The sequence below is a fragment of the [Actinomadura] parvosata subsp. kistnae genome (genome assembly GCF_900323885.1).
Lineage (GTDB): Bacteria > Actinomycetota > Actinomycetes > Streptosporangiales > Streptosporangiaceae > Nonomuraea > Nonomuraea composti.
This window is the reverse complement of the sequence record NZ_OOHJ01000005.1, coordinates 370,596-393,759: the sequence shown is the minus strand read 5'-3', so window position 1 is coordinate 393,759 and position 23,164 is coordinate 370,596. Positions and strand designations below refer to the sequence as shown.

Annotated in this window: 18 protein-coding genes; 10 read left to right on the top strand and 8 right to left on the bottom strand. The window is 71.3% G+C overall.

The features are described from left to right. Positions 1–60 precede the first annotated feature (60 nt). The 3 genes from KIS93_RS03150 to KIS93_RS03140 all read right to left on the bottom strand — a co-directional run bounded on the left by KIS93_RS03150 (position 61) and on the right by KIS93_RS03140 (position 3,974). Positions 61–471 carry a DUF7144 family membrane protein gene (locus tag KIS93_RS03150; protein WP_080037986.1) on the bottom strand — a complete coding sequence of 137 codons (411 nt, stop codon included), beginning with the start codon at positions 469–471 and terminating at the stop codon, positions 61–63. 123 nt (positions 472–594) lie between these two features. Beyond that, entirely contained in the window at positions 595–2,124 is a 1,530-nt protein-coding gene (locus KIS93_RS03145) for a carboxylesterase/lipase family protein (RefSeq protein ID WP_080046634.1), read from the bottom strand. Between the two features lie 674 nt (positions 2,125–2,798). Then, positions 2,799–3,974 carry a hypothetical protein gene (locus KIS93_RS03140; protein WP_222107191.1) on the bottom strand — a complete coding sequence of 392 codons (1,176 nt, stop codon included), beginning with the start codon at positions 3,972–3,974 and terminating at the stop codon, positions 2,799–2,801. 421 nt (positions 3,975–4,395) lie between these two features. Here KIS93_RS03140 and KIS93_RS03135 point away from each other — a divergent pair, with 421 nt between their 5' ends. Then, positions 4,396–5,613: a L,D-transpeptidase gene (locus KIS93_RS03135; protein WP_080037984.1), complete on the top strand. Its 1,218-nt coding sequence runs from the start codon at positions 4,396–4,398 to the stop codon at positions 5,611–5,613. Here the strand turns inward: KIS93_RS03135 and KIS93_RS03130 are convergent. From KIS93_RS03130 to KIS93_RS03120, 3 genes are read right to left on the bottom strand one after another with little or no spacing between them, the layout of a single operon-like run. Then, on the bottom strand, positions 5,599–5,958 hold the full coding sequence (locus KIS93_RS03130; RefSeq protein ID WP_080037983.1) for an ArsR/SmtB family transcription factor: 360 nt from the start codon (positions 5,956–5,958) through the stop codon (positions 5,599–5,601). The two genes, KIS93_RS03135 and KIS93_RS03130, sit on opposite strands and share 15 nt — an antisense overlap. 47 nt (positions 5,959–6,005) lie before the next feature. Then, positions 6,006–6,326, bottom strand: a complete 321-nt coding sequence (locus tag KIS93_RS03125) for a DMT family transporter (protein WP_080037982.1) — start codon at positions 6,324–6,326, stop codon at positions 6,006–6,008. A gap of 28 nt (positions 6,327–6,354) precedes the next feature. Next, positions 6,355–6,699 carry a DMT family transporter gene (locus KIS93_RS03120; protein ID WP_080037981.1) on the bottom strand — a complete coding sequence of 115 codons (345 nt, stop codon included), beginning with the start codon at positions 6,697–6,699 and terminating at the stop codon, positions 6,355–6,357. A gap of 115 nt (positions 6,700–6,814) precedes the next feature. Here KIS93_RS03120 and KIS93_RS03115 point away from each other — a divergent pair, with 115 nt between their 5' ends. Further along, positions 6,815–7,276, top strand: coding sequence for a MarR family winged helix-turn-helix transcriptional regulator (locus KIS93_RS03115; protein ID WP_080037980.1), 462 nt, complete (start codon positions 6,815–6,817; stop codon positions 7,274–7,276). Between the two features lie 12 nt (positions 7,277–7,288). Further along, positions 7,289–7,528 carry a hypothetical protein gene (locus KIS93_RS62925; RefSeq protein WP_080037979.1) on the top strand — a complete coding sequence of 80 codons (240 nt, stop codon included), beginning with the start codon at positions 7,289–7,291 and terminating at the stop codon, positions 7,526–7,528. A gap of 5 nt (positions 7,529–7,533) precedes the next feature. On the opposite strand, the gene KIS93_RS03105 is transcribed toward KIS93_RS62925, so the two are convergent. Both KIS93_RS03105 and xynC read right to left on the bottom strand, forming a co-directional pair. Next, a complete protein-coding gene (locus KIS93_RS03105; protein WP_080037978.1) occupies positions 7,534–10,356 on the bottom strand; it encodes a glycosyl hydrolase family 95 catalytic domain-containing protein in 2,823 nt (940 codons plus the stop codon). Between the two features lie 24 nt (positions 10,357–10,380). Continuing rightward, the gene (gene xynC, locus KIS93_RS03100) at positions 10,381–12,135 is read right to left on the bottom strand and encodes a glucuronoarabinoxylan endo-1,4-beta-xylanase XynC (RefSeq protein WP_080037977.1); all 1,755 of its coding nucleotides are present in this window, start codon (positions 12,133–12,135) and stop codon (positions 10,381–10,383) included. A 689-nt stretch (positions 12,136–12,824) separates the two neighbouring features. Between xynC and KIS93_RS03095 the strand changes: the two genes are divergently transcribed. From KIS93_RS03095 to KIS93_RS03065, 7 genes are all read left to right on the top strand, one after another. Then, positions 12,825–15,566, top strand: a complete 2,742-nt coding sequence (locus tag KIS93_RS03095; protein ID WP_186403550.1) for a beta-L-arabinofuranosidase domain-containing protein — start codon at positions 12,825–12,827, stop codon at positions 15,564–15,566. Next, a complete protein-coding gene (locus KIS93_RS03090; RefSeq protein WP_186403549.1) occupies positions 15,563–17,590 on the top strand; it encodes an RICIN domain-containing protein in 2,028 nt (675 codons plus the stop codon). Before KIS93_RS03095 ends, KIS93_RS03090 begins: the two co-directional genes overlap by 4 nt. A gap of 49 nt (positions 17,591–17,639) precedes the next feature. Beyond that, on the top strand, positions 17,640–19,064 hold the full coding sequence (locus KIS93_RS03085) for a non-reducing end alpha-L-arabinofuranosidase family hydrolase (protein WP_222107213.1): 1,425 nt from the start codon (positions 17,640–17,642) through the stop codon (positions 19,062–19,064). 128 nt (positions 19,065–19,192) lie between these two features. Further along, a complete protein-coding gene (locus KIS93_RS03080; RefSeq protein WP_080037974.1) occupies positions 19,193–20,209 on the top strand; it encodes a LacI family DNA-binding transcriptional regulator in 1,017 nt (338 codons plus the stop codon). A gap of 114 nt (positions 20,210–20,323) precedes the next feature. After that, the gene (locus tag KIS93_RS03075) at positions 20,324–21,460 is read left to right on the top strand and encodes a Gfo/Idh/MocA family protein (RefSeq protein WP_080037973.1); all 1,137 of its coding nucleotides are present in this window, start codon (positions 20,324–20,326) and stop codon (positions 21,458–21,460) included. Further along, positions 21,453–22,361, top strand: coding sequence for a DUF6807 domain-containing protein (locus KIS93_RS03070; protein ID WP_080037972.1), 909 nt, complete (start codon positions 21,453–21,455; stop codon positions 22,359–22,361). The genes KIS93_RS03075 and KIS93_RS03070 overlap by 8 nt, the downstream gene beginning before the upstream one ends. Continuing rightward, on the top strand, positions 22,358–23,080 hold the full coding sequence (locus KIS93_RS03065) for a cupin domain-containing protein (protein ID WP_080037971.1): 723 nt from the start codon (positions 22,358–22,360) through the stop codon (positions 23,078–23,080). The genes KIS93_RS03070 and KIS93_RS03065 overlap by 4 nt, the downstream gene beginning before the upstream one ends. Positions 23,081–23,164: the final 84 nt, after the last annotated feature.

Here is a 23,164-nt window from a genome sequence, read left to right as displayed (position 1 = left end):
GGTGGGGCACGGCGAACGCCCCCTGACCGGAAGGCCAGAGGGCGTCCTTTCAAGGGGGGCTCAGGTGTCGAGTTGCCTGGCCTCGCGGCCGTGCACGATGAGGGCGTAGAGCACCAGCACGTCCACCGCGATGACCGCCAGCGACCACCACGGGTTCACGCCGATCCAGGTGAGCTGGGTCATCGCGTTCAGCATGACCAGGATCGCGGCGACCACGCGGGCCCACGTCTGCCCGACGCTCACGGCGAGGCCGGTGGCGAGGAGCACCACGCCGAAGATCAGGTGCAGCCATCCCCAGGTGGACACGTCGAAGAACAGCAGCCGCAGCGGCGTGCGGACGTAGACGTCGTCGTTGATGACCGCGTACAGGCCACCGATGATGTTGAAGACGCCCGCGATGATCATGAGCATCCCGGCGAACCAGATCCAGCCGACCCAGCCGCTGACGTGCCGTGTGTGATGGTAGGTCATCGAAGCACCCTCCCCCTTCGGCCCTGACCCTGTGTCGGGCTCGTGCTCCCGTTCCGGCCTCCCCCTACCCCGATTGAACCCCCCAAAAGCGCATAAAAAGGTATATATAGGACAGGCTTCACGTCAGCGTGGGCCGAGCGGGAGCGGGTCGAAGCCGTACCCCGCCCACAGCGCGCGCGACGTCTCCTCCGGATACGCCGCCACGGCCGGCTCGGCGCCGACGACCCACGTGAGGCGCCCTTCCTGCTCGTACGCCGGCCAGCCCGGATCCCCCGTCGCCGCGAACGCGGTCCAGGCCGCCCGCACCCTGGCCGACAGCTCCGCCGCGGCCGGCGGCGGCTCCTGGCCGAGCAGCAGGGCCGCCACTCCCTCGGTCAGATTCCCGAACGTCAGCGGCAGGCCGAGGCCGTGACAGGCGCCCAGCACGTCGCCGCCCATGCCGGGGGCCGGCCAGGTCAGCTCGAACAGGCGGGTGCTGCCGCCGCGCCGCTGATGGGCCTCGGCCAGGCGCAGCGACGGCATCCGGAACAACCAGTCCGAGTGCACCAGCTCGAACAGCCGCTCCTCGCAGGCGTCCGGGAAGGCGGCCCGGTAGCCGGCCGGGTCGGGGGCGAGCTGCCGCAGCGCGGCGTCCGCGCGTTCGGCGGTGATCTGGCCGAGGTCGCCCTTGATCAGCATGAAGAGGCGGTACTCGTCGCGATTGTGCCCGACGATCAAGTCCACACCGGACGCGGTCCCGTCCGCGGCCCCGGGCGCGGGCCCGTCCGGTACGGACCTCCATGGCACGTCGGGCAGCACCTCGCCGTCCACGACCGGCGCGAACGGCGTCTGGACGTACGCGGCCCGGCCCCACTGCGGGCAGCCGCCCGACTTGTCCGCCACCGCGTCACCGGCGTCGATCAGCCGCTCCGGCGGCAGGCTCCGCAGCTCGCCCGCGTCCGGAGGCAGGCCCAGCTCGGCGGCCACGGCGGCGGCGATGTCCGCGGCCACCTCGGCGGAGAAGAACAGGCCCGGCACGCTCAGCGCGATCGCCCGGCGGAACAACCCAGCGGCCGAGGGCATGGTCATCAGCGCCGCGATGCTGCCCGCGCCCGCCGACTCGCCGAAGACGGTGACCCGGTCAGGGTCCCCGCCGAACGCCGCGATGTTGTCACGCACCCACCGCAGCGCCGCCACCTGGTCCAGCAGGCCGCGGTTGGCCGGCGCCCCACGGAAGTGCCCGAAGCCCTCGGCCGAGACCCGGTAGTTGAACGTGACCACGACAACGCCGTCACCGGCCAGCACCCGGCCGTCGAAGAGCGGGTCGCCGGACCAGCCGTACATGTATCCGCCACCCTGGATCCACACCATCACCGGCAGCCGGGCACCCCCCAGGCTCGGGGACCAGACGTTGACGGTCAGCCAGTCGCCGTCGCCGCCGTCCGCGCGGGACGCGCCGAGCAGCCGCGACTGCGGCGGCGGCGCCCCGAACGCCACCGCCTCCCGCACCCCGTCCCACGACTCGGCCGGCACCGGCGCGGCCAGCCGGAGCGCCCCGACCGGCGGCCGCCCGAACGGCACGCCCCGGAACACGGCCACACCGCCCTCCATCCGGCCGCGCAGCCTCCCCGCCCTCACCCTGACCTCGGGGCCTGCGGATCCGATGGCGCCCATGACACGCTCCTCGTCCGGGATACCGGCCTCCACGGGCCGGGCGCGGCCATCCTCCCCCGGCCGCCGCACCCACCGCACCCGGATAAACCACCGGCCCCCGGTCCCCTGGCGGCTTCAGGGGCCGCGGCGGGCGCGCCGGCGCGGTGGGCGGCGGCAGTGCGGTGGCAGCGCGTGAACGGCACCGCCGATCACGACATCTCACGGCCCGCACCGACCCGGCGGACGGCCGCGGGCCGGTGCGGGCGTCCGCGAGCAGGACGGACGTGGTGCGGGCGATGAACGTGCCCGCCGGAACAATCGCCTCAGCACCAGGCCCGATGCGGAGGCCGCGCAGCACCGCGAACGGGCCGAGCGCGGCTTGGCCGCCAGTGACGCGGCGCTCGTCGCCGGAGCGGCAGGCCACAACGGCGGCCCGGTCCACACGGGCCGGGCCGCCCTGAGTGGCCCCCCGCATCCTCCGGAGGCGACTCGCCCTCCGCAGGCGACCGCCCAGAAGGCGACCCCCCACCGAGAACGACGTGCCCATAGGAGGCGGCGGGCCCACCGAAGGTGACTCGCAGGCGACGCGCCCGTGGCAGGCGACTGGCCCGACGCAGGCGACCAGCTCGGCGAAGGCGACTCGGCCACCGACGGCGGCTCGCCCGCCGAGGCGGCGACGGTACGGGGTGGGTGGTTCAGCACCAGGTCAGCGTGGAGTTCACCCGTGTCACGTTGCTGATCGTGTTGTTGCTGCCGGTGCACGGGCTCCACCGGATGCCGGTGTTGCTGACCGTCAGGTTCTGGAACCGGATGCCCGACGACGGCGGGAACTCCGTGCGGGCCGCGATCCGCACCTCGCCGCCGCCGCTGATCGTGCCCGACACGCCCGCGATGACGACGTTGTAGCAGTTCTCCACCAGGACGGAGTTGTTGCCGGTGTTGGCGATGTCGACCCGGTCGATGGTGGCGCCGCCGCTCTCCGAGACGCAGAAGACGCCGCGGCCGCCGCCGCGCGCCTTGACGGTGCCGACGCGGATGTTGTTCGGGTAGGAGCTGCCGATGCGGCCGTTGCGGTTGGCCATGCGGAAGGCGGCGTAGCCGGTGCCGGCGCCGGCGTTGTCGGCGTCCACGGTGCCGACCGTGGCGTTGATGGTCTGGTTGAGCAGCAGGCCGGACTCGCCGACGCTGCGGGCCGTCACGGTGCCGACGGTGAGGCCGTCCACGCCGTACGTCTCCATGGCGTGCGAACTGGCACCTTGCACGTACACGTTGTCGACCCGGACGTTGCGGGTCCACTGGCTGGTGTCGCCGCGGTTGTCGATGCGGACGCCGAGGCCCGCGCCGAGCCGCATGTCGATCTGGCCGAGCCAGACGTTGGTGACGTTGCGCAGGAAGATGCCGTAGACGGGGGTGCCGGTGACGTTGAGGTACGGGACCTCGATGTTCGTGGTACCCCGGGAGTAGACCGGCGCGTAGTCGCCGCTGCCGGAGCCGGTGACGTTGATCGTGCCGCAGACCGACAGGGACGTGTGGCTGGGCAGCGAGATCCGGCTGCCGGCGCTCATCGAGCCGTTGCCGCGCACGAGGACCCGCTGGATGGAGGTGCGCCCGGCGGTGAGGCTGCCGATGCCCGCCTGCACGGCCGCCCGGAAGTCGGTGCCGGTGTAGACGGCGGCGCCGGCGCTGTTGCGGGCGGTCCAGGTGCTGCCGCTGACCGTCACCTGCGCCTGGAAGGTGCCGTCACCGCAGGCCGCGGCGGACGCGGGGGGCGAGCCTAGTGCGAGGCCGCCCGCGAGGAGGGCGAGGGCCGCGACGGTCCGGGCGAGCCTGCGGCGCTTCTCGGGAGTGCGTAAGGCGGGGGTGGTGGTCATGAGTTCCTCCGTCGGGTCGGGGGACGTCTCGCGGCCTTGGTTTGAACGTTTCAGAGAGGTTCGATGGGCGGCGGGCCGTCGAAGGGTCGAGGAGAGTTACGCAGCGTCGCCGCAACCCCGCACTTCATGGGCAGGACATCGAGCTCTGAAGCGCACCCCCTCACGGAAGGTACATAACAGGGATAAAAACGATTCAGGCCGCCTTGCCCCCGAGAGGTTAAGGATCGATCACGGTGGTGTCAAGCAGGGTGACGTACGGGTGGGCGTCGCGGGTTTCCGCACGGCTCTTGAACGTCCGCGAAAGACGAAGGACGCCATCGCATGATTACACAGAGTGACGGGCATAACCCTTCTCGTCCCGAAGAGGGATCACCTAGTCCGAAATAGGCCCATGTGTCGGGAGAAGTTGGGGGCATCCGCGATGCGGAACGGCAGCACCATCCTCGTCAGCACGTCCACGGCGGTGCTGCTCGTGACCGCCGGCTGCGCCTCGGGCGGCGGCACCCCCGCACCGCCTCAGGAGTCCCGGCCGCTCCCGCCGCCCGGCCTGACGATCACGCCGGTGGACGGCGCGAAGAAGGTCCCGCCGGACACGGGGATCGGCGTCCGGGTCACCGGCGGCAAGGTCACCGCGCTGTCGGTCGCCGACGCCAAGGGGCGCGAGGTCAGCGGGGCCCTGGCGGCCGACGGCACGTGGCGGCCGCGCTGGCCGTTGCGGCCGGGCACGGCGTACACGGTGCGGGCGCAGGCCACCGGCGCCGACGGCGGGCAGGTGGTGACGGAGCGGTCCGCGTTCACCACGCTCAAGCCGAGGAAGGTGCTGGAGACCGGCATGTCGCCGCTGGACGGCGAGCGGGTCGGCGTGGGGATGCCGATCCAGGTCCTGCTGTCGAAGCCGGTGACCGCCCGCGAGGACCGGGCGGCGGTGGAGCGGTCGCTGGAGGTGCGGATGTCGCAGCCGGTCGAGGGCGCGTGGAGCTGGGTGAGCGACCGGGAGATGCAGTTCAGGCCGCGCGAGTACTGGCCGAGCGGCGAGCGGGTCACGGTGGTCGCCCATCTGGCGGGCCTGCGGATCGGCGGCGGCTTCTGGGGGACGAAGGACCGCACGCTGTCCTTCACCGTGGGCCCCGAGCACATCACCACGATCCGGAACAAGACGCACCGGGCGATCGTCCGCAAGAACGGCGAGGTCGTCCGGAGGATCCCGGTCAGCCTGGGCAAGCCGGGCTACGAGAGCTGGTCCGGCACGATGATCGCCCAGGAGAAGGCGGAGGACTTCCTGATGGACTCCGCCACGATCGGCATCCCGGGCGAGTACTTCCACCACACGAAGTGGAACGTGCGGATGACGTACAGCGGCATGTTCTTCCACGCCGCCCCCTGGTCGACCGGCGCGCAGGGCCGCCGCAACGTCAGCCACGGCTGCGTGAACGCGAGCACGAGCAACGCCCGCTGGTTCTACGGCTTCACGCAGCGGGGCGACATCATCGAGGTCACGGGCACCTCGCGGCGGCTGCGGTTCGGCAACGGGCCGACGCCCTGGGCCAAGTCGTGGCAGGAGTGGCTGGCGGGCAGCGCCCTCGGCACCTCGGCGGACGCCCGGGAAGCCGAGCTCCGGAAGGACTCAGCCGACGCCTGAAAGCTGCGCACCCGAGGGGGTGTCGGCCGCGACGAGGGCCAGCAGCCCGGGGAAGGCCCGCTCGACCTCGTCGCGGCGCAGCGCGTTCATGCGGGAGGTGCCGACGTAGTACTGCCGGATGAGGCCGGCCTCGCGCAGCACGTTGAAGTGGTGGGTGGCGGTGGACTTGCTGACCGGCAGGTCGATGACGCCGCACCGCAGGTCCTCGCCGGCGGCGTGCAGCTCGCGGACGATCTGCCGGCGCACCGGGTCGACCAGGGCTTCGAGGACCTGCTGCAGGCTGATCTCGGCGGGGTCGGGGTGCGGCGGCACCCGGTCCTGCCCGGCTCGTCGCGCTGTGACCATGGTCCCCATCGTACGACAGCCATCGAACCAAGCCGTCCCGGAGCGGGTCAGACGCCCGCCGCGAGCTTGAGCAGGAGGACGCCGCCGATGATCGCGGCGAACGAGCCGAGCTTGGCGGGAGTGATCCGCTCCTTGTAGATGAGGGCGCCGAGCACGACCGTGCCGATGGAGCCGATGCCGGTCCAGATGGTGTAGCCGACGCCGACGTCGAGGGTGCGCAGGGCCAGGCTGAGGGTGAAGATGCCGCCGGCCGCCGCCAGCAGCGTGAAGACCGACGGCCACAGGCGGGTGAAGCCGCGGGTGGCGTTGGTGCCGAGGGCGAAGCAGATCTCGAAGACGATCGCGACGGACAGGTAGATCCAGGCCATGGTACGGAAACCTTTCTATGGGAGCGGGTCAGGCGGCGGACGGCTTGCTCGCGGACAGGCGGTCGGAGAGCTTGAGCCCGAGCACGCCGCCGATGATCAGCACGAACGCGAGGGCCTTCCAGATGGTGATCTGCTCGCCGAAGATGACGGCGCCGAGCACGACGGTGCCGACGGAGCCGATGCCCGTCCACACGGTGTAGCCGACGCCGACGTCCAGCGTGCGCAGGGCGAGACTGAGGAAGAAGATGCCGCCGGCCGCCGCGCCCGCCGTGAGCAGGGACGGCCAGAGCTGCGTGAAGCCTTCGGTGGCGTTGGTGGCCAGGGCGAAGACGACCTCGAAGACGGCGGCGACGAGCAGGTAGATCCAGGCCATCACATGACTCCTATTTGTATGTATCTGCAAGTAGATGCCCGACGGGCAGAATGATGTATGTACATGTATTCTTCTGTCAAGCCGGTCTTCAAGATCCTGGAACGAGGAGATCCCCATGGCCTCCGAAGCCCCCGCCGCGCCGCCCGTCCCGGACGTCGCCGCGACCTGGCACCGCGTGCTGCTCCTGCACGCCCGGGTGGAGAGCAGGCTCGCCACCGCCTTGCAGCGCCACCACGGCATCGGCCTGTCGGAGTACCGGGCGCTCGGCCACCTCGCCACCTCCCCTGCCAGCGAGCTGCGCATGCAGGAGCTGGCCGACAAGGTCGGGCTCAACCAGAGCTCGGTGACCCGACTGGTCGCCCGGCTGAACGCGGCCGGCTTCGCCTACCGCGACCTGTGCCCCGACGACAAGCGCGGCGTCTACACCGTCATCACCGAGGCGGGCCGGGCCAGGCACGCCGAGGCCAGCCGCACGTACGAGGAGACCCTGAGCGCCGCGCTGGAGGCGGCGGGCCAGGCGGACCCCCAGCTCTCCGCCACGCTCGCGGCGCTGAGCGCGCGGGTCGGCGGGGAGTAGCGGCGGCAGGGAGTGGCGGGGGCAGGGCAAAGCACCGCGATCGGCACCCGGTCGCAGCTCGCCCGGGTCCCGCCGGCCGACGGCACGCTCGTGGCGACCCCCGGCATGCCGGACCTGGACCTGGTGCCGGGCCTGCCGGCCGCCTCCGACGTGCTCGGCACCGGCTGGTTCGCCCCGGCAGGAGCCGGCCCGCCGGTTCGGCGCCACCGACCTCGTCACCCGAGCGCGATCAAGGTGCTGCTCCAGCCCTGACTCGCTCAGACACCGGTGACGGTCCACTGGTTGTTGGTGCTGGAGTTCGGCGCCCACAGGGCCACCGTCGAGCCGGCGGTGCTGTTGCCCATGCCGTCCAGTGCCGTGCCGGTGCCCCGGTTGATGATCTGGTAGCGGCCGTTGCCGGTGCTGTTGAGCCGCCACTGCTGGTTGTTGCCGCCGCTCCAGGCCGCCTGCCGGGCGCTGGCGCCGTTGGCGGTGCTGCCCCAGCTGTCGATGACCATGCCGTTGGTGCGGTTGACGATGCGGTACCAGCCGCCGCCCAGGTCCACGAGCTGCCACTGCAGGTTGGTGCTGCCGTCCCAGCTCCACTGCTTGAGCACCGAGCCGGAGGCGACGTTGCCGCCGCTGTCCAGCACCAGGCCGGTGGTGACGTTCGCGATCCGCACGTAGGCGGCCGGCGGCCCGGAGGCGGTCATCCGGTACGTGTGCCCGGCCTGCCCGGTCAGCCCGATGACGTCGGTCTCCGGCCTGGTGACGGTGACGGCCTCGCCGGTCGCGGCGTCGGTCACCTGGTGGCTGCCGGTGAACATGCGGCCGCGCACGTAGACGGTGCCGCCCCGGTCGAAGGTGACGCGGATCTCGGTGGCCGCGCCGGAGCTCCAGGTGGCGTCCACGGTGTAGCCGCCGCGTCCGCGCAGGCCCTGCACCTTGCCGTTCGGCCAGGCGGGCGGCAGGGCCGGCAGGACGTGCAGCTCGCCGTTGTGGCTCTGCAGCAGCATCTCGGCGATGCCGGAGGTGGCGCCGAAGTTGCCGTCGATCTGGAACGGCGGGTGCAGGTCGAACATGTTGGGCGCCAGCCGGTCCGGGGTCACCAGCAGCCGCAGCAGCGTGTGCGCGCGGGCGCCCTCCTCCATGCGCGCCCAGTAGTTGACCTTCCAGGCCAGCGACCAGCCGGTCCCGTCGTCGCCGCGCAGCTCCAGGGTGCGGCGGGCGGCGGCGTGCAGGGCGGGGGTGCCGCGTTTGGTGATCTGGTTGCTGGGGTGCAGGCCGTACAGGTGCGAGATGTGCCGGTGGTTGGGCTCGGTCTCGACCCAGTCGTACAGCCATTCCTGGATGTTGCCGCGCGAGCCGGTCTTCATCGGCGCGAGCCGGTCGCGGGCGGCCAGGACGCGCGCGCGGAAGTCGGCGTCGACGCCGAGCGCCTGGCCCGCCTGGGCGCAGCCGTTGAACAGGTCGCGCAGGATCTGGTTGTCCATCGTGGGGCCGGCGCAGACGCTGACGCCGGAGTGGTGGGCCAGCTCCGGCGAGTTCGACGGGTTGGTGACCAGGTAGCGCAGGGTCGGCTCCTCCACGAGGGTGTCGAGGAAGAACTGCGCGGCGCCCTTCAGCGCCGGGTAGTTCTGCCGCAGGAACTCCAGGTCGCCGGTGAAGGTGTAGTGCTCCCAGATGAGGCTGGCCAGCCACGCGCCGCCGGTCTGCCACATGCCCCACATGGCGCCGTCCACGACGGACGTCGCGCGCCAGGCGTCGGTGTTGTGGTGGGTCACCCAGCCGCCCGCGTTGTACTGCACGCGGGCCGTGCGGGCGCCGGTGATCGCCAGCTCGTTGATCATCTTGAACACCGGCTCAAAGCACTCGGACAGGTTCGTCGTGTCGGCCGGCCAGTAGTTCATCGGCAGGTTCGCGTTGATCGTGTACTTCGAGTCCCACGCCGGGGTCAGCGAGTCGTTCCAGATGCCCTGGAGGTTGGCCGGCTGCGTGCCCGGGCGGGAGGAGCTGATCAGCAGGTAGCGGCCGTACTGGAAGAGCAGCGCGGCGAACTGCGGGTCGTCGGTGGTGGCGTGCCGGGAGATGCGCACGTCGGTCGTCTGGTCGGCCGCCGCGGTACGTCCGAGGTCGAGCGTCGTACGGCTGAAGAGCCGCTGGTAGTCGGCGACGTGCCGGGCGCGCAGGTCGTCGTAGGAGCGGCCGGCGGCCGCGTCGAGGTGGCGGCGGGCGATGCCCTGGTAGTCGCCGCTCACGTCGCGGAAGTCGACGTAGCTGGTGCCGATGGAGATCAGCACGGTCACGCTGTCGGCGGACCTGACCTGCAGCGTGCCGCCGGAGCTGGTGACGGTGCCGCCCGTGGCGACGGCCCTGGCCAGCGCCAGGAACCGGACCCGCCCGGCCACGCCCTCCATGTCGCCGGAGACGCCGTCGAGCGCGACCGTGGCCGCGTCCGGGCTGGAGCGGGTGGTGCGCTGCGGGCTGTCGAACGTCGCCGAGAACGTGATCGAGCCGGGCCGGTCGGCGGTCAGGCGCAGGGCGATCACCTGGTCCGGCGCGCTGGCGATCGTCTCGCGGCGGTAGCGGACGCCGTTCTGCAGGTACGACACGCCCGCGGTGGCGGTGGTCAGGTCGAGGTGGCGGGTGTACTCGCTGACGCCGGAGGTGCCGCCGAGGGTGAGCCGCAGGTTGCCGACGGTCTGGTAGGCGAGCTGGCCCGCCGGGCTGCCGAGCATGTTCTGGTCGATCAGGCTCTGGGCCTGGCTCCACTGGTTCTGGAAGACGAGCTGCCGGATCTGGCCCAGCGCCGCCGCGCCCTTGGTGTTGCTCTGGTCGTACGGGCCGCCCGCCCACACGGTGTCCTCGTTGAGCTGCAGCCGCTCGACGTCGACATTGCCGAACACCATGGCGCCCAGGCGGCCGTTGCCGATCGGCAGGGCGCGCAGCCAGTCGGTGCCGGCGCCCTCGTCGTACCACAGGGCCAGGTCGCCCGCCGGGGAGGCGGCCGCGTGGGCGGTGGCCGGCCACATCGGCAGCATGGCGGCACCGGCTCCGGCCGCACCGAACCGCAGCACTTGCCTTCGCGATAAGTCAGACATGTCGCTTCCCTAGGGGGATGGTGGTCAGCCGACCCGGACGAGCTGCCATTGCTGGTTGGCGCCGCCCCAGTCGTCGTACTGGACGATGTTGGCGCCGTCGGCGGTGGAGGCGCCCTGCACCTCCAGCGCCTTGCCGCTGTTGCGGTTGATCAGGCGGATGTAACCGCCGGACTCGGCCGGCCGCCACTGCTGGTTGGTGCCGTTCAGGTCGGTCCACTGGACGACGGCGCCGCCGTTGGCGGTGGAGAAGCCGGAGACGTCCAGCACCTTGCCCGAAAGGCGGGACTTGATCCGGTAGTAGCCGCCGCCGGAGTCGGCGAACTGCCACTGCTGCTGGTTGCCGTTGTTGCGGGTCCACTGCGTGATGCGGGCCCCGTCGGCCGTGGACAGGTTGTAGACGTCCAGGGCCTTGCCGCTGTTGCGGTTGACCAGCACGTACCAGGCGGTGGTGTCGATCCCGCCGCCGGGCGTCTGCGTCACGCCGGTCACGAACGTCGTCACGCTGCGGGCGGGCAGGGTGGCGGTGAACGAGCCGTTCGAGACGGCGGCCGTGCCCTGCGCGGCGACGTTCCTGCTCGCGTCCGTCACCCAGGACGAGACGCTGGAGGCGGTGCCGCTCGCCAGCGTGAACTGCTGGCTCACCGCGGAGGCCGCCTTGTTGACGGCCACGACGGCGACCGTGCCGTCACCGCCCTGGTACGCCGAGACGTAGACGTTCGACACCGGGTTGGCCGTCGCGTCGATCCGCACGTACCCGGGGCGGACGAACCTGGCGAACTGCGCCATGCAGGCGCCGCGCTTGCTGAGCTGCCCGTCCTCCCGCATCGGCCCGTAGCTGCGCCGGATGTACCACCAGACGTACGCCTGGAACTCGGCGTCCACCATCGCGTGGTGGACGTGCTCGCCCACGTCGAGCGCCTGCGGCCACAGGTCGGCCGAGTCGGTGCTGTTGGGGTAGTACACCTCGGTCATCCACAGCTCCTTGCCCGCGCCCTTCTGCTTGAACAGCGGGTACGGGAAGTTGGCGTAGGAGGTGCCGTAGAGGTGGGCGCCGATGATGTCCACGTTGGCCAGCGCGGTGGCGTCGTTGAGTATCGGGTCCGACATGTTCTTCAGGTACTGGAACGACTCGGGCGCGATGACCCTGGTGCTGATCGAGCCGGCGTTCTCCCGTAAGAAGCGCACCATCTCGGCGGCGGTCCACCACGTCCATTCCTGGGCGTAGTCGGGCTCGTTCTGCACGGAGATGCCGTACAGGTTGACGCCGTTGTTGCGCAGGTGGGTGGTGAAGTCGTTGAGGTGCTGGGCGTAGGCGGCGTACGAGGAGTACTTCAGGCGCCGGGCGTTGGTCTGGCTGCCGCGCACGAACGTCTCGACCATCGAGGCGGGCGGGTTCCACGGCGAGGCGATGACGGCTGCCCCGAGCTCGGCCGCGCGCCGCGCCGTGGCCAGGTCGCGGCTCCAGTCGGCCTGGTTCTCCGGGACGGGGATCCGCAGCACGGAGAAGCCCAGGCGGCCGTCGCCGGTGCCGAACGCGGTGTCCCGCTGGGCGGCCGTCAGGTCGCCGATCCAGGCCGCGTGGGCCATGCCGCCGAAGCCTCTGATCGTCTGCCGCCGCGCCGACGGGTCGATGACCACCGCGGCGGCGGCCGCCGCGGGCGTCGCCGTGGCCGCGAGCACCGGAAGAGCGCCCATCGTGGCCAGGACGGCTCTGCGGCTCAGCGGGCGACGGCCCGCCTGCTGATCGGCCGCCCGCCGATCGGCCGGGCCTTGGGTCATGTCTCCTCCTAGTGGCTGGTGGGCGCGGCACGCCGATGGGCGGGCCGGTCCGGGCATGGCAGGGAGAGGGAGTCGGCGGCGGCGTCGGAGCGCGCGCGGGTGAGCAGCCGGCCCTGGCGGGCCGGCTTCCTGGCGCGAGCGGCGGCTAGCAGCGCGGGCCGTTTGTTCGCGTTAACATCTCTTTGCAGGAAGGTAAGGCTCTGACTGCCGCTCGTCAACAGAGCCCGGTCCAGAAACTTAACGAAGATCGGATCCGGCCCTCGCCCAGGCCATCGATGAGCGGTATCGGTCCAGCACAGGGCAGGGAGCCCTCCTGTCACGCGGGATGACCGCGTTCCCGAGACGGCAACTTAACCGCTGATCTTTCGCAACTTACCCTGTTGCCTTCGAGTAACTTCTGTGAAACTTTCACAGTCACCAGCAGTGCGGCGTGATCTCCCGGAGGCGTGAAACTCCAGGCGGGACGCCGTTCCGGCGGCGACCGCCCACGTGGCGAGGGGTGCCCCTCGTTGACGTGAGGGCGGGCCGTCGGATGTACTCCGCGACAACGCACAAGGGAGTCGGCCGCACGGCTGTCCGCAGGACCGGATGTTAGCGCTAACAACACATCGCAGACCATCCGAGGCCCGGCCTCGTGAACGCGTGCCCGGCGGCGGCCGGGCCCGCGCCCCGACCTCGAAGGAGTTCCCATGTCCTTGAGCCGTCGCCGGCTCTTACAGGCCGCGGGGGCGACCGCCGCCCTCACGGTCGCCGGAGAAGTGGCCGGCGCCGCACCCGCCCTGGCCGCACCCGCCCTGGCCGCGGTGCCGTGGGCCAGGCCCGACATCGGGGTCTCGGCCTACGAGTTCGACCTCGGCCAGGTCCGGCTGACCTCCGGCCGCCTGCTGGACAACCAGAACCGCACGCTCAGCTACCTGCGCTTCGTCGACGTCGACCGGCTGCTGTACGTCTTCCGCGCCAACCACCGGCTCTCCACCGGCGGCGCGACGGCCAACGGCGGCTGGGACGCGCCCAGTTTCCCGTTCCGCTCCCACATGCAGGGCCACTTCCTGACCGCGTGGGCGCAGGCGTACGCCGTGCTCGGCGACACCACCTGCCGCGACAAGGCCGCCTACATGGTCGCCGAGCTGGCGAAGTGCCAGGCCAACAACGGCGCCGCCGGCTTCACCGCGGGCTACCTGTCCGGCTTCCCCGAGTCCGACATCACCGCCCTGGAGAACCGCACGCTGAGCAACGGCAACGTGCCGTACTACTGCATCCACAAGACCCTGGCGGGGCTCCTGGACGTGTGGCGGCTGACCGGCAACACCCAGGCCAGGACCGTCCTGCTGGCCCTGGCCGGCTGGGTGGACACGCGCACGTCGCGGCTGAGCTCCAGCCAGATGCAGGCCATGCTCGGCACCGAGTTCGGCGGCATGAACGCCGTGCTGACGGACCTGTACCAGATGACCGGTGACTCCCGCTGGCTGGCCACGGCGCAGCGGTTCGACCACGCGGCCGTGTTCAACCCGCTGGCCGCCGGCCAGGACCAGCTCAACGGGCTGCACGCCAACACGCAGGTGCCCAAGTGGATCGGCGCGGCCCGCGAGTACAAGGCGACGGGCACCACCCGCTACCGCGACATCGCCGCCAACGCCTGGTCGATCACCGTCGGCGCGCACTCGTACGTCAACGGCTCCAACAGCCAGGCCGAGCACTTCCGCGCCCCCAACGCGATCGCCGCCTACCTGAGCAGGGACACCGGCGAGGCCTGCAACACCTACAACATGCTCAAGCTGACCCGCGAGCTGTGGCTGCTGTCGCCGAACCGGGCCGACTACTTCGACTTCTACGAGAACGCGCTGCTCAACCACCTGCTCGGCCAGCAGAACCCGGCCGACGCGCACGGGCACGTCACCTACTTCACGCCGCTCAACCCCGGCGGGCGCCGCGGCGTCGGCCCGGCCTGGGGCGGCGGCACCTGGAGCACGGACTACAACTCCTTCTGGTGCTGCCAGGGCACCGGCATCGAGACCAACACCAAGCTGATGGACTCGATCTACTTCCACAACGGCACCACGCTGTTCGTGAACCTGTTCGTGCCGTCCACGCTCACCTGGAGCCAGCGCGGCATCACCGTCACCCAGACGACCTCCTACCCGGTGAGCGACACCACGTCGTTGCAGGTCACCGGGGACGTGAGCGGCTCCTGGTCGATGCGGATCCGCATCCCGGCCTGGACGCAGGACGCGACGATCAGCGTCAACGGGGTCCAGCAGGACGTGGCCACTACCCCGGGCTCCTACGCCGACCTCACCCGCACGTGGGCCTCGGGCGACACCGTGACCGTGCGGCTGCCCATGCGGGTGGTGATGAAGGCCGCCAACGACAACGCCGCGCTGGCCGCCGCCGTCTACGGCCCGGTCGTGCTGTCGGGCGACTACGGCAATACGTCGCTGTCGTCGGCCCCGTCGCTGACGCCATCGTCGATCACCCGGACCAGCACGTCGTCGCTGGCCTTCACCGCCACCGCGAACGGCGCGAGCGTCGGCCTGGGCCCGTTCTACGACGCCTCGGCCCACAACTACGTCGTCTACTGGAACACCGGCGGCCAGGGCGGGACGGGCGCGGCGAGCTTCCGGCTGCTCAACGCGGCCAGCGGGCTGGCGCTCGGCATCCAGAACATGTCCACCGCCGACGGCGGCCTGGCCCTGCAGTGGACCGACAACGGCACCGCCGACCACGACTGGATCCCGGTCGCCGACGGCAGCGCGGTGCGCCTGCGCAACGCTAACAGCGGCAAGGTGCTCGGCGTCGAGAACATGTCCACCGCCGACGGCGCCCGGGTGCTCCAGTGGAGCGACAACGGCACCGCCGACCACCGCTGGACGATCACCGACGTGGGCGACGGCTCCGTCAAGATCCGCAACGTCAACAGCTCCAAGCTGCTCGGCATCCAGAACGGCTCGACGGCCAACGGCGCGCAGGCCGTCCAGGACTCCGACAACGGCGGCGCCGACAACCAGTGGCGGCTGGTGCCGAACGGCGCGCGGCGCGTCCAGAACGTCGGCACCGGCATGGTGCTGGGCGTCACCGGCATGTCGACGGCCGACGGCGCGCTCGTCGTGCAGTGGGGCGACACCGGCACCGCCGACCACCTGTGGACGGCGATCGTCGACACCGGCGGTTACCTGCGGCTGCGCGTCTCCCACAGCCAGAAGGTGCTGGGCGTGGAGGGCGGGGCCAGCGCCGCCGGGTCGCGCGTCGTGCAGTGGGGCGACACCGGCACCGCCGACCACCGCTGGCGGCTGCGCCACACCTCCGGCTTCACCTTCCGCATCCAGTGCGCCAATGGCGGCCGGGTCCTCGGCCTGGCCGGCACGTCGCAGGGCGCGCAGGTGGTGCTCGCCGACGACAACGGCTCGACCAACAACCTCTGGAGGTTCCTGTGAGACGCGTGCTCGCGCTGCTCTCGACACTGCTTCTCCTGGGCCTGTTACCCGTGCCCCAGGCGTCGGCGGCGACGGTCGACCCGAACGCCTGGTACGTGCTGGTCAACCGCAACAGCGGCAAGGCCCTGGACGTCTACAACCTGTCCACCGCCGACGGCGCCCGCATCACGCAGTGGACCCGCAACAACGGCGACCAGCAGCAGTGGCAGTTCGTCGACTCCGGCGGCGGCTACTACCGGATCAAGTCCCGCCTGTCGGGCAAGGTGCTGGACGTCTCCGGCGCCTCCACGGCGAACGGCGCGAGCGTCGTCCAGTGGAGCGACCACAACGGCACCAACCAGCAGTGGCGGCTGGCCGACTCCCCCGACGGCCACGTCCGCCTGATCAACCGCAACAGCAACAAGGCTCTCGAAGTGCAGAACGCCTCCACCGCCGACGGCGGCAACATCGTCCAGTACGACGACTGGGGCGGCGCCAACCAGCAGTGGCAGCTCGTGCCCATGGGCGGCGGCAACCCCGATCCCGGCGGCGGCACCTACAACAACCCGGTCGTCTGGCAGGACTTCGCCGACGGCGACATCATCCGCGTCGGCGACGCCTACTACTACTCGGCCTCGACGATGCACTACTCGCCGGGCGCGCCGATCCTGCGCTCGTACAACCTGGTCGACTGGGAGTACGCCGGCCACTCGGTGCCGAGGCTCGACTTCGGCTCCAGCGCCTACGACCTCAACGGCGGCCGGGCGTACGTGAAGGGCATCTGGGCCTCGACCCTGAACTACCGGCCCAGCAACAGCACCTACTACTGGATCGGCTGCGTCGAGTTCAACCGGACCTATGTCTATACGGCGTCCGCCGTGGACGGCACGTGGACCAAGCGCTCGCAGATCAACAACTGCTACTACGACGCCGGCCTGCTGGTCGACACCGACGACACCATGTACGTCGCCTACGGCAACACCACGATCAGCGTCGCCCAGCTCTCGGCCGACGGGCTCAGCCAGGTGCGCAGCCAGCAGGTGTTCCAGACGCCGAGCAGCGTCGGCACCCTGGAGGGCGCCCGCTTCTACAAGCGGAACGGCTACTACTACATCTGGCTGACCCGCCCCGCCAACGGCCAGTACGTGCTGCGCTCCACCTCTCCGTGGGGCCCGTACGAGATGCGGCAGGTCCTGCTGAACATGCCGGGCCCCATCTCCGGCGGCGGCGTGCCGCACCAGGGCGGCCTCGTCCAGACGCAGGGCGGCGACTGGTACTACATGTCGTTCGTCGACGCCTATCCCGGCGGCCGGGTGCCGGCGCTCGCGCCGATCACGTGGTCCGGCGACTGGCCGACGATCCAGACCGTGAACGGCGGCTGGGGCGCCACGTACCCGAAGCCGAACATCCAGACCAGCAAGACCGTCGCGTCCATGATCGGCCCGGACACGTTCACCTCGCCCACGCTCGGCCACCGCTGGGAGTGGAACCACAACCCCGACACCAGCCGCTACTCCACCGGCAACGGCCTGCGCCTGCAGACCGCGACCGTCACCAACGACCTCTACAACGCCCGCAACACGCTCACCCACCGCATCCAGGGCCCGTCGTCCACGGCGACGATCGAGCTCGACTACTCGCAGATGGCCAACGGCGACCGCGCCGGCCTGGCGATGCTGCGCGACCAGTCGGCCTGGATCGGCGTCAAGCGCGACAACGGCGTCAACCGGGTGGTGATGACCAACGGCCTGACCATGAACGGCTCGTGGCAGACCACCGGCACCGGCACCGAGGCGGCGGGCGCGAACATCTCGGGCGGCCGCATCTGGTTGCGGGTCAACGCCGACATCCGGCCCGGCTCCGGCAGAACGGCCCGCTTCTCCTACAGCACCGACGGCACCACGTTCGTCAGTCTCGGCCCGGCGTTCACGCTGAACAACGCCTGGCAGTTCTTCATGGGTTACCGCTTCGGCATCTTCAACTACGCCACCCAGTCCCTCGGCGGAGCGGTGACCGTGCGCCGCTTCGACCTCACCACCCCCTGACAGGAAAGGCACACACGTGAGATCCAGATCCCTGACCGTCCTCGCGACGGTGGCCACCTTACTGGCGAGCCTGTTCATCGGCCTGCAGACGCAGCCGGCGAACGCGGCCACCGTGGACACCACCGCCTGGTACGTCCTGGTCAACCGCAACAGCGGCAAGGCCCTGGACGTCTACAACCTGGCGACCAACGACGGGGCCCGCATCACGCAGTGGACCCGCAACAACGGCAACCAGCAGCAGTGGCAGTTCGTCGACTCCGGCGGCGGCTACTACCGGATCAAGTCCCGCCTGTCCAGCAAGGTCCTGGACGTCTACAACTTCTCCACCGCCAACGGCGGCTCCATCGTCCAGTGGTCCGACCTGAACGGCACCAACCAGCAGTGGCGGCTGGCCGACAGCTCCGACGGCTACGTGCGCTTCATCAACCGCAACAGCAACAAGGCGCTGGAGGTGCAGGGCGCCTCGACCGCCGACGGCGGCAACATCGTCCAGTACGACGACTGGGGCGGCACCAACCAGCAGTGGCAGCTCGTCAAGGTGGACGGCGGCACCGGCAACCCCGGCCAGTGCGACCTGCCCTCGTCCTATCGCTGGACCTCGACCGGGCCCCTGGCCACCCCGAAGGCGGGCTGGGTCTCGCTCAAGGACTTCACCGTGGCCCCCTACAACGGCAAGCACCTCGTCTACGCCACGACGCACGACACCGGCACCCGGTGGGGCTCCATGAACTTCAGCCCCTTCACCAACTGGTCGGAGATGGCCACGGCGAGCCAGAACGCCATGACCAACTCCACGGTCGCGCCCACGCTGTTCTACTTCGCGCCGAAGAACATCTGGGTGCTGGCCTACCAGTGGGGCGGGACCGCGTTCTCGTACCGGACCTCGACCGACCCGACCAACCCGAACGGCTGGTCGGCGCAGCAGACGCTGTTCTCCGGCAGCATCTCCGGCTCGGGGACGGGCCCCATCGACCAGACCGTCATCGGTGACGGCACGAACATGTACCTGTTCTTCGCCGGGGACAACGGCAAGATCTACCGGGCCAGCATGCCGATCGGGAACTTCCCCGGCAGCTTCGGCTCGACGTCCACGGTGATCATGAGCGACTCGACGAACAACCTGTTCGAGGCCGTTCAGGTCTACAAGCTCAAGGACCAGAACAAGTACCTCATGCTCGTCGAGGCGATCGGCGCGCAGGGCCGCTACTTCCGCTCGTTCACGGCCACCAGCCTGAACGGCTCGTGGACCCCGCAGGCCGCGACCGAGAGCAACCCGTTCGCCGGCAAGGCCAACAGCGGCGCCACGTGGACCAACGACATCAGCCACGGTGAGCTGATCCGCACCAGCGCCGACCAGACCTTCACCGTCGACCCCTGCAACCTGCAGCTCCTCTACCAGGGGCGCAGCCCCAGCTCGGGCGGCGACTACGGCCTGCTGCCCTACCGGCCGGGCCTGCTGACCCTGCAGCGCTGACGGCATGACAGCCCTGGACACGGCCGGCTGGGGACGTGTCCAGGGCTCTCGCCGTCCATGGGGCGAAAAATCCGATCTTGGTGCTGCGGGGCCGCCCGCCCGCGGGGCTCCCTGGCTAGACTGCCGCCATGACCACGGAGTCGTCCCCTCTCACCATCGCCCAGCTCGCCGAGCTGGCCGGCGTGTCCACCGCGACGGTCTCCAAGGTCGTGAACGGCCGCTCCGAGGTCTCCTCCGAGACCCGCGCCGCCGTGGAGGAGCTGATCCGCCTGCACGGCTACCGCCGCCAGCGCCGCCGCTCCACCCCGACCGCCCTGGTCGAGCTGGTCTTCCACGCCCTCGAAGGCGACTACCCCGTCGAGATCACCAAGGGCGTCGCCCAGGTCGCCCGCGAGCACGACCTCACCGTGGGCATCTCCGACCTGCACCGCGACCACAACGCCGCCGACGCCTGGATCGACGGCGTGCTGCGGCGCCGCCCGAGCGGCGTGATCGCCGTGTTCTCCGGCCTGACGGAGACGCAGCACGAGCAGCTGACCCGCCGCGAGATCCCGCTGGTGCTGCTCGACCCGGCCGACGCCCCCGGCAAGAACGTCCCCTCGGTCGGCGCGGGCAACTGGAACGGCGGGCTCACCGCCACCCGGCACCTGCTGGAGCTGGGGCACCGCCGCATCGCGATCATCACGGGGCCCGACTCCGCGCTGTCCAGCCGGGCCCGGCTCGACGGCTACCGCACCGCCCTCGACATGGCCGGCGTGCCCGCCGACCCGGAGCTGATCGGCCGGGGCGACTTCCTGATCGAGGGCGGCCTGGCCGCGGCGCACCGGATGTTGTGCCTGCCCGACCGCCCCACCGCGATCTTCGCCACCAACGACGGCCAGGCGATCGGCGTCTACCACGCCGCCCACCGGCTCGGGCTGCGCATTCCGGACGACCTGAGCGTGGTCGGCTTCGACGACCTCCCCTCGATGCGGTGGGCCATCCCGCCGCTGACCACCGTCCGCCAGCCGCTCAGCCAGATGGCCGCCGCGGCCACCCGGATGCTGCTCCAGCTCGCCAACGGCGAGGAGCTCGCGCAGAGCCGCATCGAGCTGGCCACGGAGCTGGTCGTCCGCGACAGCACCGCCCCTCCCCCTCTCTCCTGACCTCCGCTCCGTCCGGGGGGTTGACCCTCGCGGGCTGATCGACATAGGTTGACCAGGCAAAAGTGATCGATCACTTCTGGGCCGGCCCAGGGGTGTCGTCCGAAGGAGTTACGCATGCCTGCGTCCTCGCCCCCGATCCGGGTCGCCGTCATCGGCGCCGGGGGCATCGCGAAAGCCTGTCACCTTCCCGCGCTGGCCGCCGCCGGCGACGAGGTGGAGATCGTCGCCGTGTGCGACGTCGACCCCGCCCGTACCCGCGAGGTCGCCGACGCCTTCGGCGTCCCCGGCCGCCACACCGACCCCGGCGAGATGCTGGCCGCGCACCGCCCCGACCTGGTGGTGGTCGCCACGCCGCCGGTCGCGCACCGCGAGGCGGTCACGGCGAGCCTGGACGCGGGCGCGTGGGTGTGGTGCGAGAAGCCGCCCACGCTGTCGCTGGCCGAGTACGACGAGATCACCGCCCACGAGCGGGACGGCGGCCCGTACGCGAGCTACGTCTTCCAGCACCGCTTCGGCAGCGCGGCACAGAGGCTGCGGCGGCACATCGACGACGGCGCATTGGGCGCGCCGCTCGTCGCCGTGTGCAACACGCTGTGGTACCGCGGCCACGACTACTTCGAGGTGCCGTGGCGCGGCAAGTGGGAGACCGAGGGCGGCGGCCCCACCATGGGCCACGGCATCCACCAGATGGACCTCATGCTGAGCCTGCTCGGCGACTGGCAGGAGGTGCACGCCGTAGCGGCCACCCTCGGCCGCCGGGTCGAGACGGAGGACGTCTCGTTCGCGATCGTCCGCTTCGCGTCGGGCGCGGTCGCCTCGGTCGTCAACAGCGTCCTGTCCCCGCGCGAGACGAGCTACCTGCGCTTCGACTTCGCCGACGCCACGGTGGAGGTCGAGCACCTGTACGGCTACGACAACGGCAACTGGCGCTGGACGCCCGCCCCGCACGTCACCGACCAGGACCGCATCGCCGGCTGGGCGCCGGAGGAGAACACGCCCAGCTCGCACCGCGCCCAGCTCGCCGCCCTGCTGGCCGCCATGAGGGCCGGCGAGCGGCCCCAGGCCGGCGGCGCCGACGGCCGGCGCGTCATGGAGCTGATCACCGGCATGTACCAGTCGGCGCTCACCGGCCGCCCGGTCTCCCGGGCCGAGCTCGTCCCCGCCAACCCCTTCTACCACGCGCTGAACGGCGGCGACCCGCAGGCCGCCGCCGCCCGCCTGCGCCCGTCCAAGGAGAGCACCCATGCCTGACCCCCGGCTCAGCGTCCGCGACGCGGGCAAGTCCGTGATCATCACCGCCGGAGACGTGGACATCGCGGAGTACGTCCACCACCCGGACGCCCCGGACTCCGAGTCGCCCAAGCCCTACCTGCACCCGATCCGCAGCCTGTCCGGCGCGCCCATGTCGAGCTACCGGCCGCACGACCACCGCTGGCACAAGGGCCTGCAGATGACGTGGGCGCACCTGTCGGGCCAGAACTTCTGGGGCGGCCCGACCTTCTCGGCCGAGCGCGGCTACCACTCGCGCGACGACCACGGGCACATGAACCACCTCGGCTTCACCGAGCTGTCCTGCGACGGCGAGCGGGTCGTGGCCGAGGAGAGCCTGCACTGGGTCTCCTCGCGGGGCGAGCACTGGATCACCGAGCGGCGCCGCCAGGTCTTCCACGGCGTGGACGCCGCGCGCGGCATCTGGGCGCTGGACTTCAGCACGTCGCTGCGCAACGTGCGCGGCGCCACGCTCGAGTTCGGCAGCCCCACCACGCACGGCCGGCCGCTGGCCGGGTACGCCGGCTACTTCTGGCGCGGCCCCCGCTCGTGGACCGGCGGCACGATCATCGCCGCCGGCGGGCGGGGCGGGCAGGAGATGATGGGCGAGCAGGCGCCGTGGCTGGCCATCGTCGGGCAGCACGACGAGATCGACGGCGGCGGCACCGTGCTGGCCTTCGCGGGGCACTCCAGCGCGTCCGTGCGGATCAAGTGGTTCGTCAGGAACGAGGCGTTCGCCGTGATCAGCCCGTCCCCGTCGTTCGACGAGGAGATCGCGCTCGCCGACGGGGACACGCTGGAGCTGGCGCACCGCTACGTGTTCATCGACCACATGTGCGAGCGGGACGAGCTGGAGGCGCTCGGGGCGGAGTTCGCCCTGTGACGCCGCTGTTCCCCGGCGGCACCTCGATCAGCGACCTCGCGGTCTACGACTGGGAGTGCGCCGACGGGGTGCACGGCGGCACGCCGCACCTGCACACGGTCTCGACCGAGGCGTACGTCGTCACGGCGGGGCGCGGCGAGGTGCACACGCTCAGCGCCGCGGGCTTCGCCCGCGACCGGCTGGAACCCGGCTCGGTGTTGTGGTTCTCGCCGGGGACGATCCACCGCCTGGTCAACGAGGACGGCCTCCGGCTGGTGGTGATCATGCAGAACGCGGGCCTGCCCGAGGCCGGGGACGCCGTCCTCACCTTCCCCGCCCACGTCCTGCGCGACCCCGACGCCTACCGGGCCGCCGCCACGCTGCCGGAGCGGGCGTCCGAGGACGAGCGGGCGGCGGCCGCGCGGGCCCGCCGGGACCTGGCGATCGACGGGTTCGGGCAGCTCCTGCGGGAGGTGGAGGAGCGGGGCGGGCAGGCCCTCGCGGACTTCCACCGGCTCGCGGTGCGGCTCGTCCGGCCGCGGGCCGCGTCCTGGAAGGAGCTGTGGAACGGGACCGTCGCGGCCGAGACCGAGCGCACCCGCGCCCACCTCGACGCGGTCGAGAGCGGCGATCCCGCCCATCTCGGGCAGGCCACCGTGGTCAGGACCGCGCCCAGGCCGGGGCCGCGCGCCTTCGGCATGTGCGGCCGGCTGCGCACCTGGACCCCGCTGACGGGCTGACGCCACCGGGCCGCCGGGCGCACACCCCGGCGGCCCGCCGGGGCACGCGCCCCGGCGGGCCGGCATGAGGCGGGCCGGGCGAGG

What these genes read in the sequence shown, in the direction of transcription:
- KIS93_RS03115 (WP_080037980.1), top strand. Translation starts at nt 6,815, where the DNA reads ATGGCCTCCGAAGCCCCCGCCGCGCCGCCCGTCCCGGACGTCGCCGCG.
- KIS93_RS03135 (WP_080037984.1), top strand. Translation starts at nt 4,396, where the DNA reads ATGCGGAACGGCAGCACCATCCTCGTCAGCACGTCCACGGCGGTGCTG.
- KIS93_RS03095 (WP_186403550.1), top strand. Translation starts at nt 12,825, where the DNA reads ATGTCCTTGAGCCGTCGCCGGCTCTTACAGGCCGCGGGGGCGACCGCC.
- KIS93_RS03080 (WP_080037974.1), top strand. Translation starts at nt 19,193, where the DNA reads ATGACCACGGAGTCGTCCCCTCTCACCATCGCCCAGCTCGCCGAGCTG.
- KIS93_RS03130 (WP_080037983.1), bottom strand. Translation starts at nt 5,958, where the DNA reads ATGGTCACAGCGCGACGAGCCGGGCAGGACCGGGTGCCGCCGCACCCC.
- KIS93_RS03105 (WP_080037978.1), bottom strand. Translation starts at nt 10,356, where the DNA reads ATGTCTGACTTATCGCGAAGGCAAGTGCTGCGGTTCGGTGCGGCCGGA.
- KIS93_RS03120 (WP_080037981.1), bottom strand. Translation starts at nt 6,699, where the DNA reads ATGGCCTGGATCTACCTGCTCGTCGCCGCCGTCTTCGAGGTCGTCTTC.
- xynC (WP_080037977.1), bottom strand. Translation starts at nt 12,135, where the DNA reads ATGACCCAAGGCCCGGCCGATCGGCGGGCGGCCGATCAGCAGGCGGGC.
- KIS93_RS03150 (WP_080037986.1), bottom strand. Translation starts at nt 471, where the DNA reads ATGACCTACCATCACACACGGCACGTCAGCGGCTGGGTCGGCTGGATC.
- KIS93_RS03075 (WP_080037973.1), top strand. Translation starts at nt 20,324, where the DNA reads ATGCCTGCGTCCTCGCCCCCGATCCGGGTCGCCGTCATCGGCGCCGGG.
- KIS93_RS03140 (WP_222107191.1), bottom strand. Translation starts at nt 3,974, where the DNA reads ATGACCACCACCCCCGCCTTACGCACTCCCGAGAAGCGCCGCAGGCTC.
- KIS93_RS03070 (WP_080037972.1), top strand. Translation starts at nt 21,453, where the DNA reads ATGCCTGACCCCCGGCTCAGCGTCCGCGACGCGGGCAAGTCCGTGATC.
- KIS93_RS03125 (WP_080037982.1), bottom strand. Translation starts at nt 6,326, where the DNA reads ATGGCCTGGATCTACCTGTCCGTCGCGATCGTCTTCGAGATCTGCTTC.
- KIS93_RS03145 (WP_080046634.1), bottom strand. Translation starts at nt 2,124, where the DNA reads ATGGGCGCCATCGGATCCGCAGGCCCCGAGGTCAGGGTGAGGGCGGGG.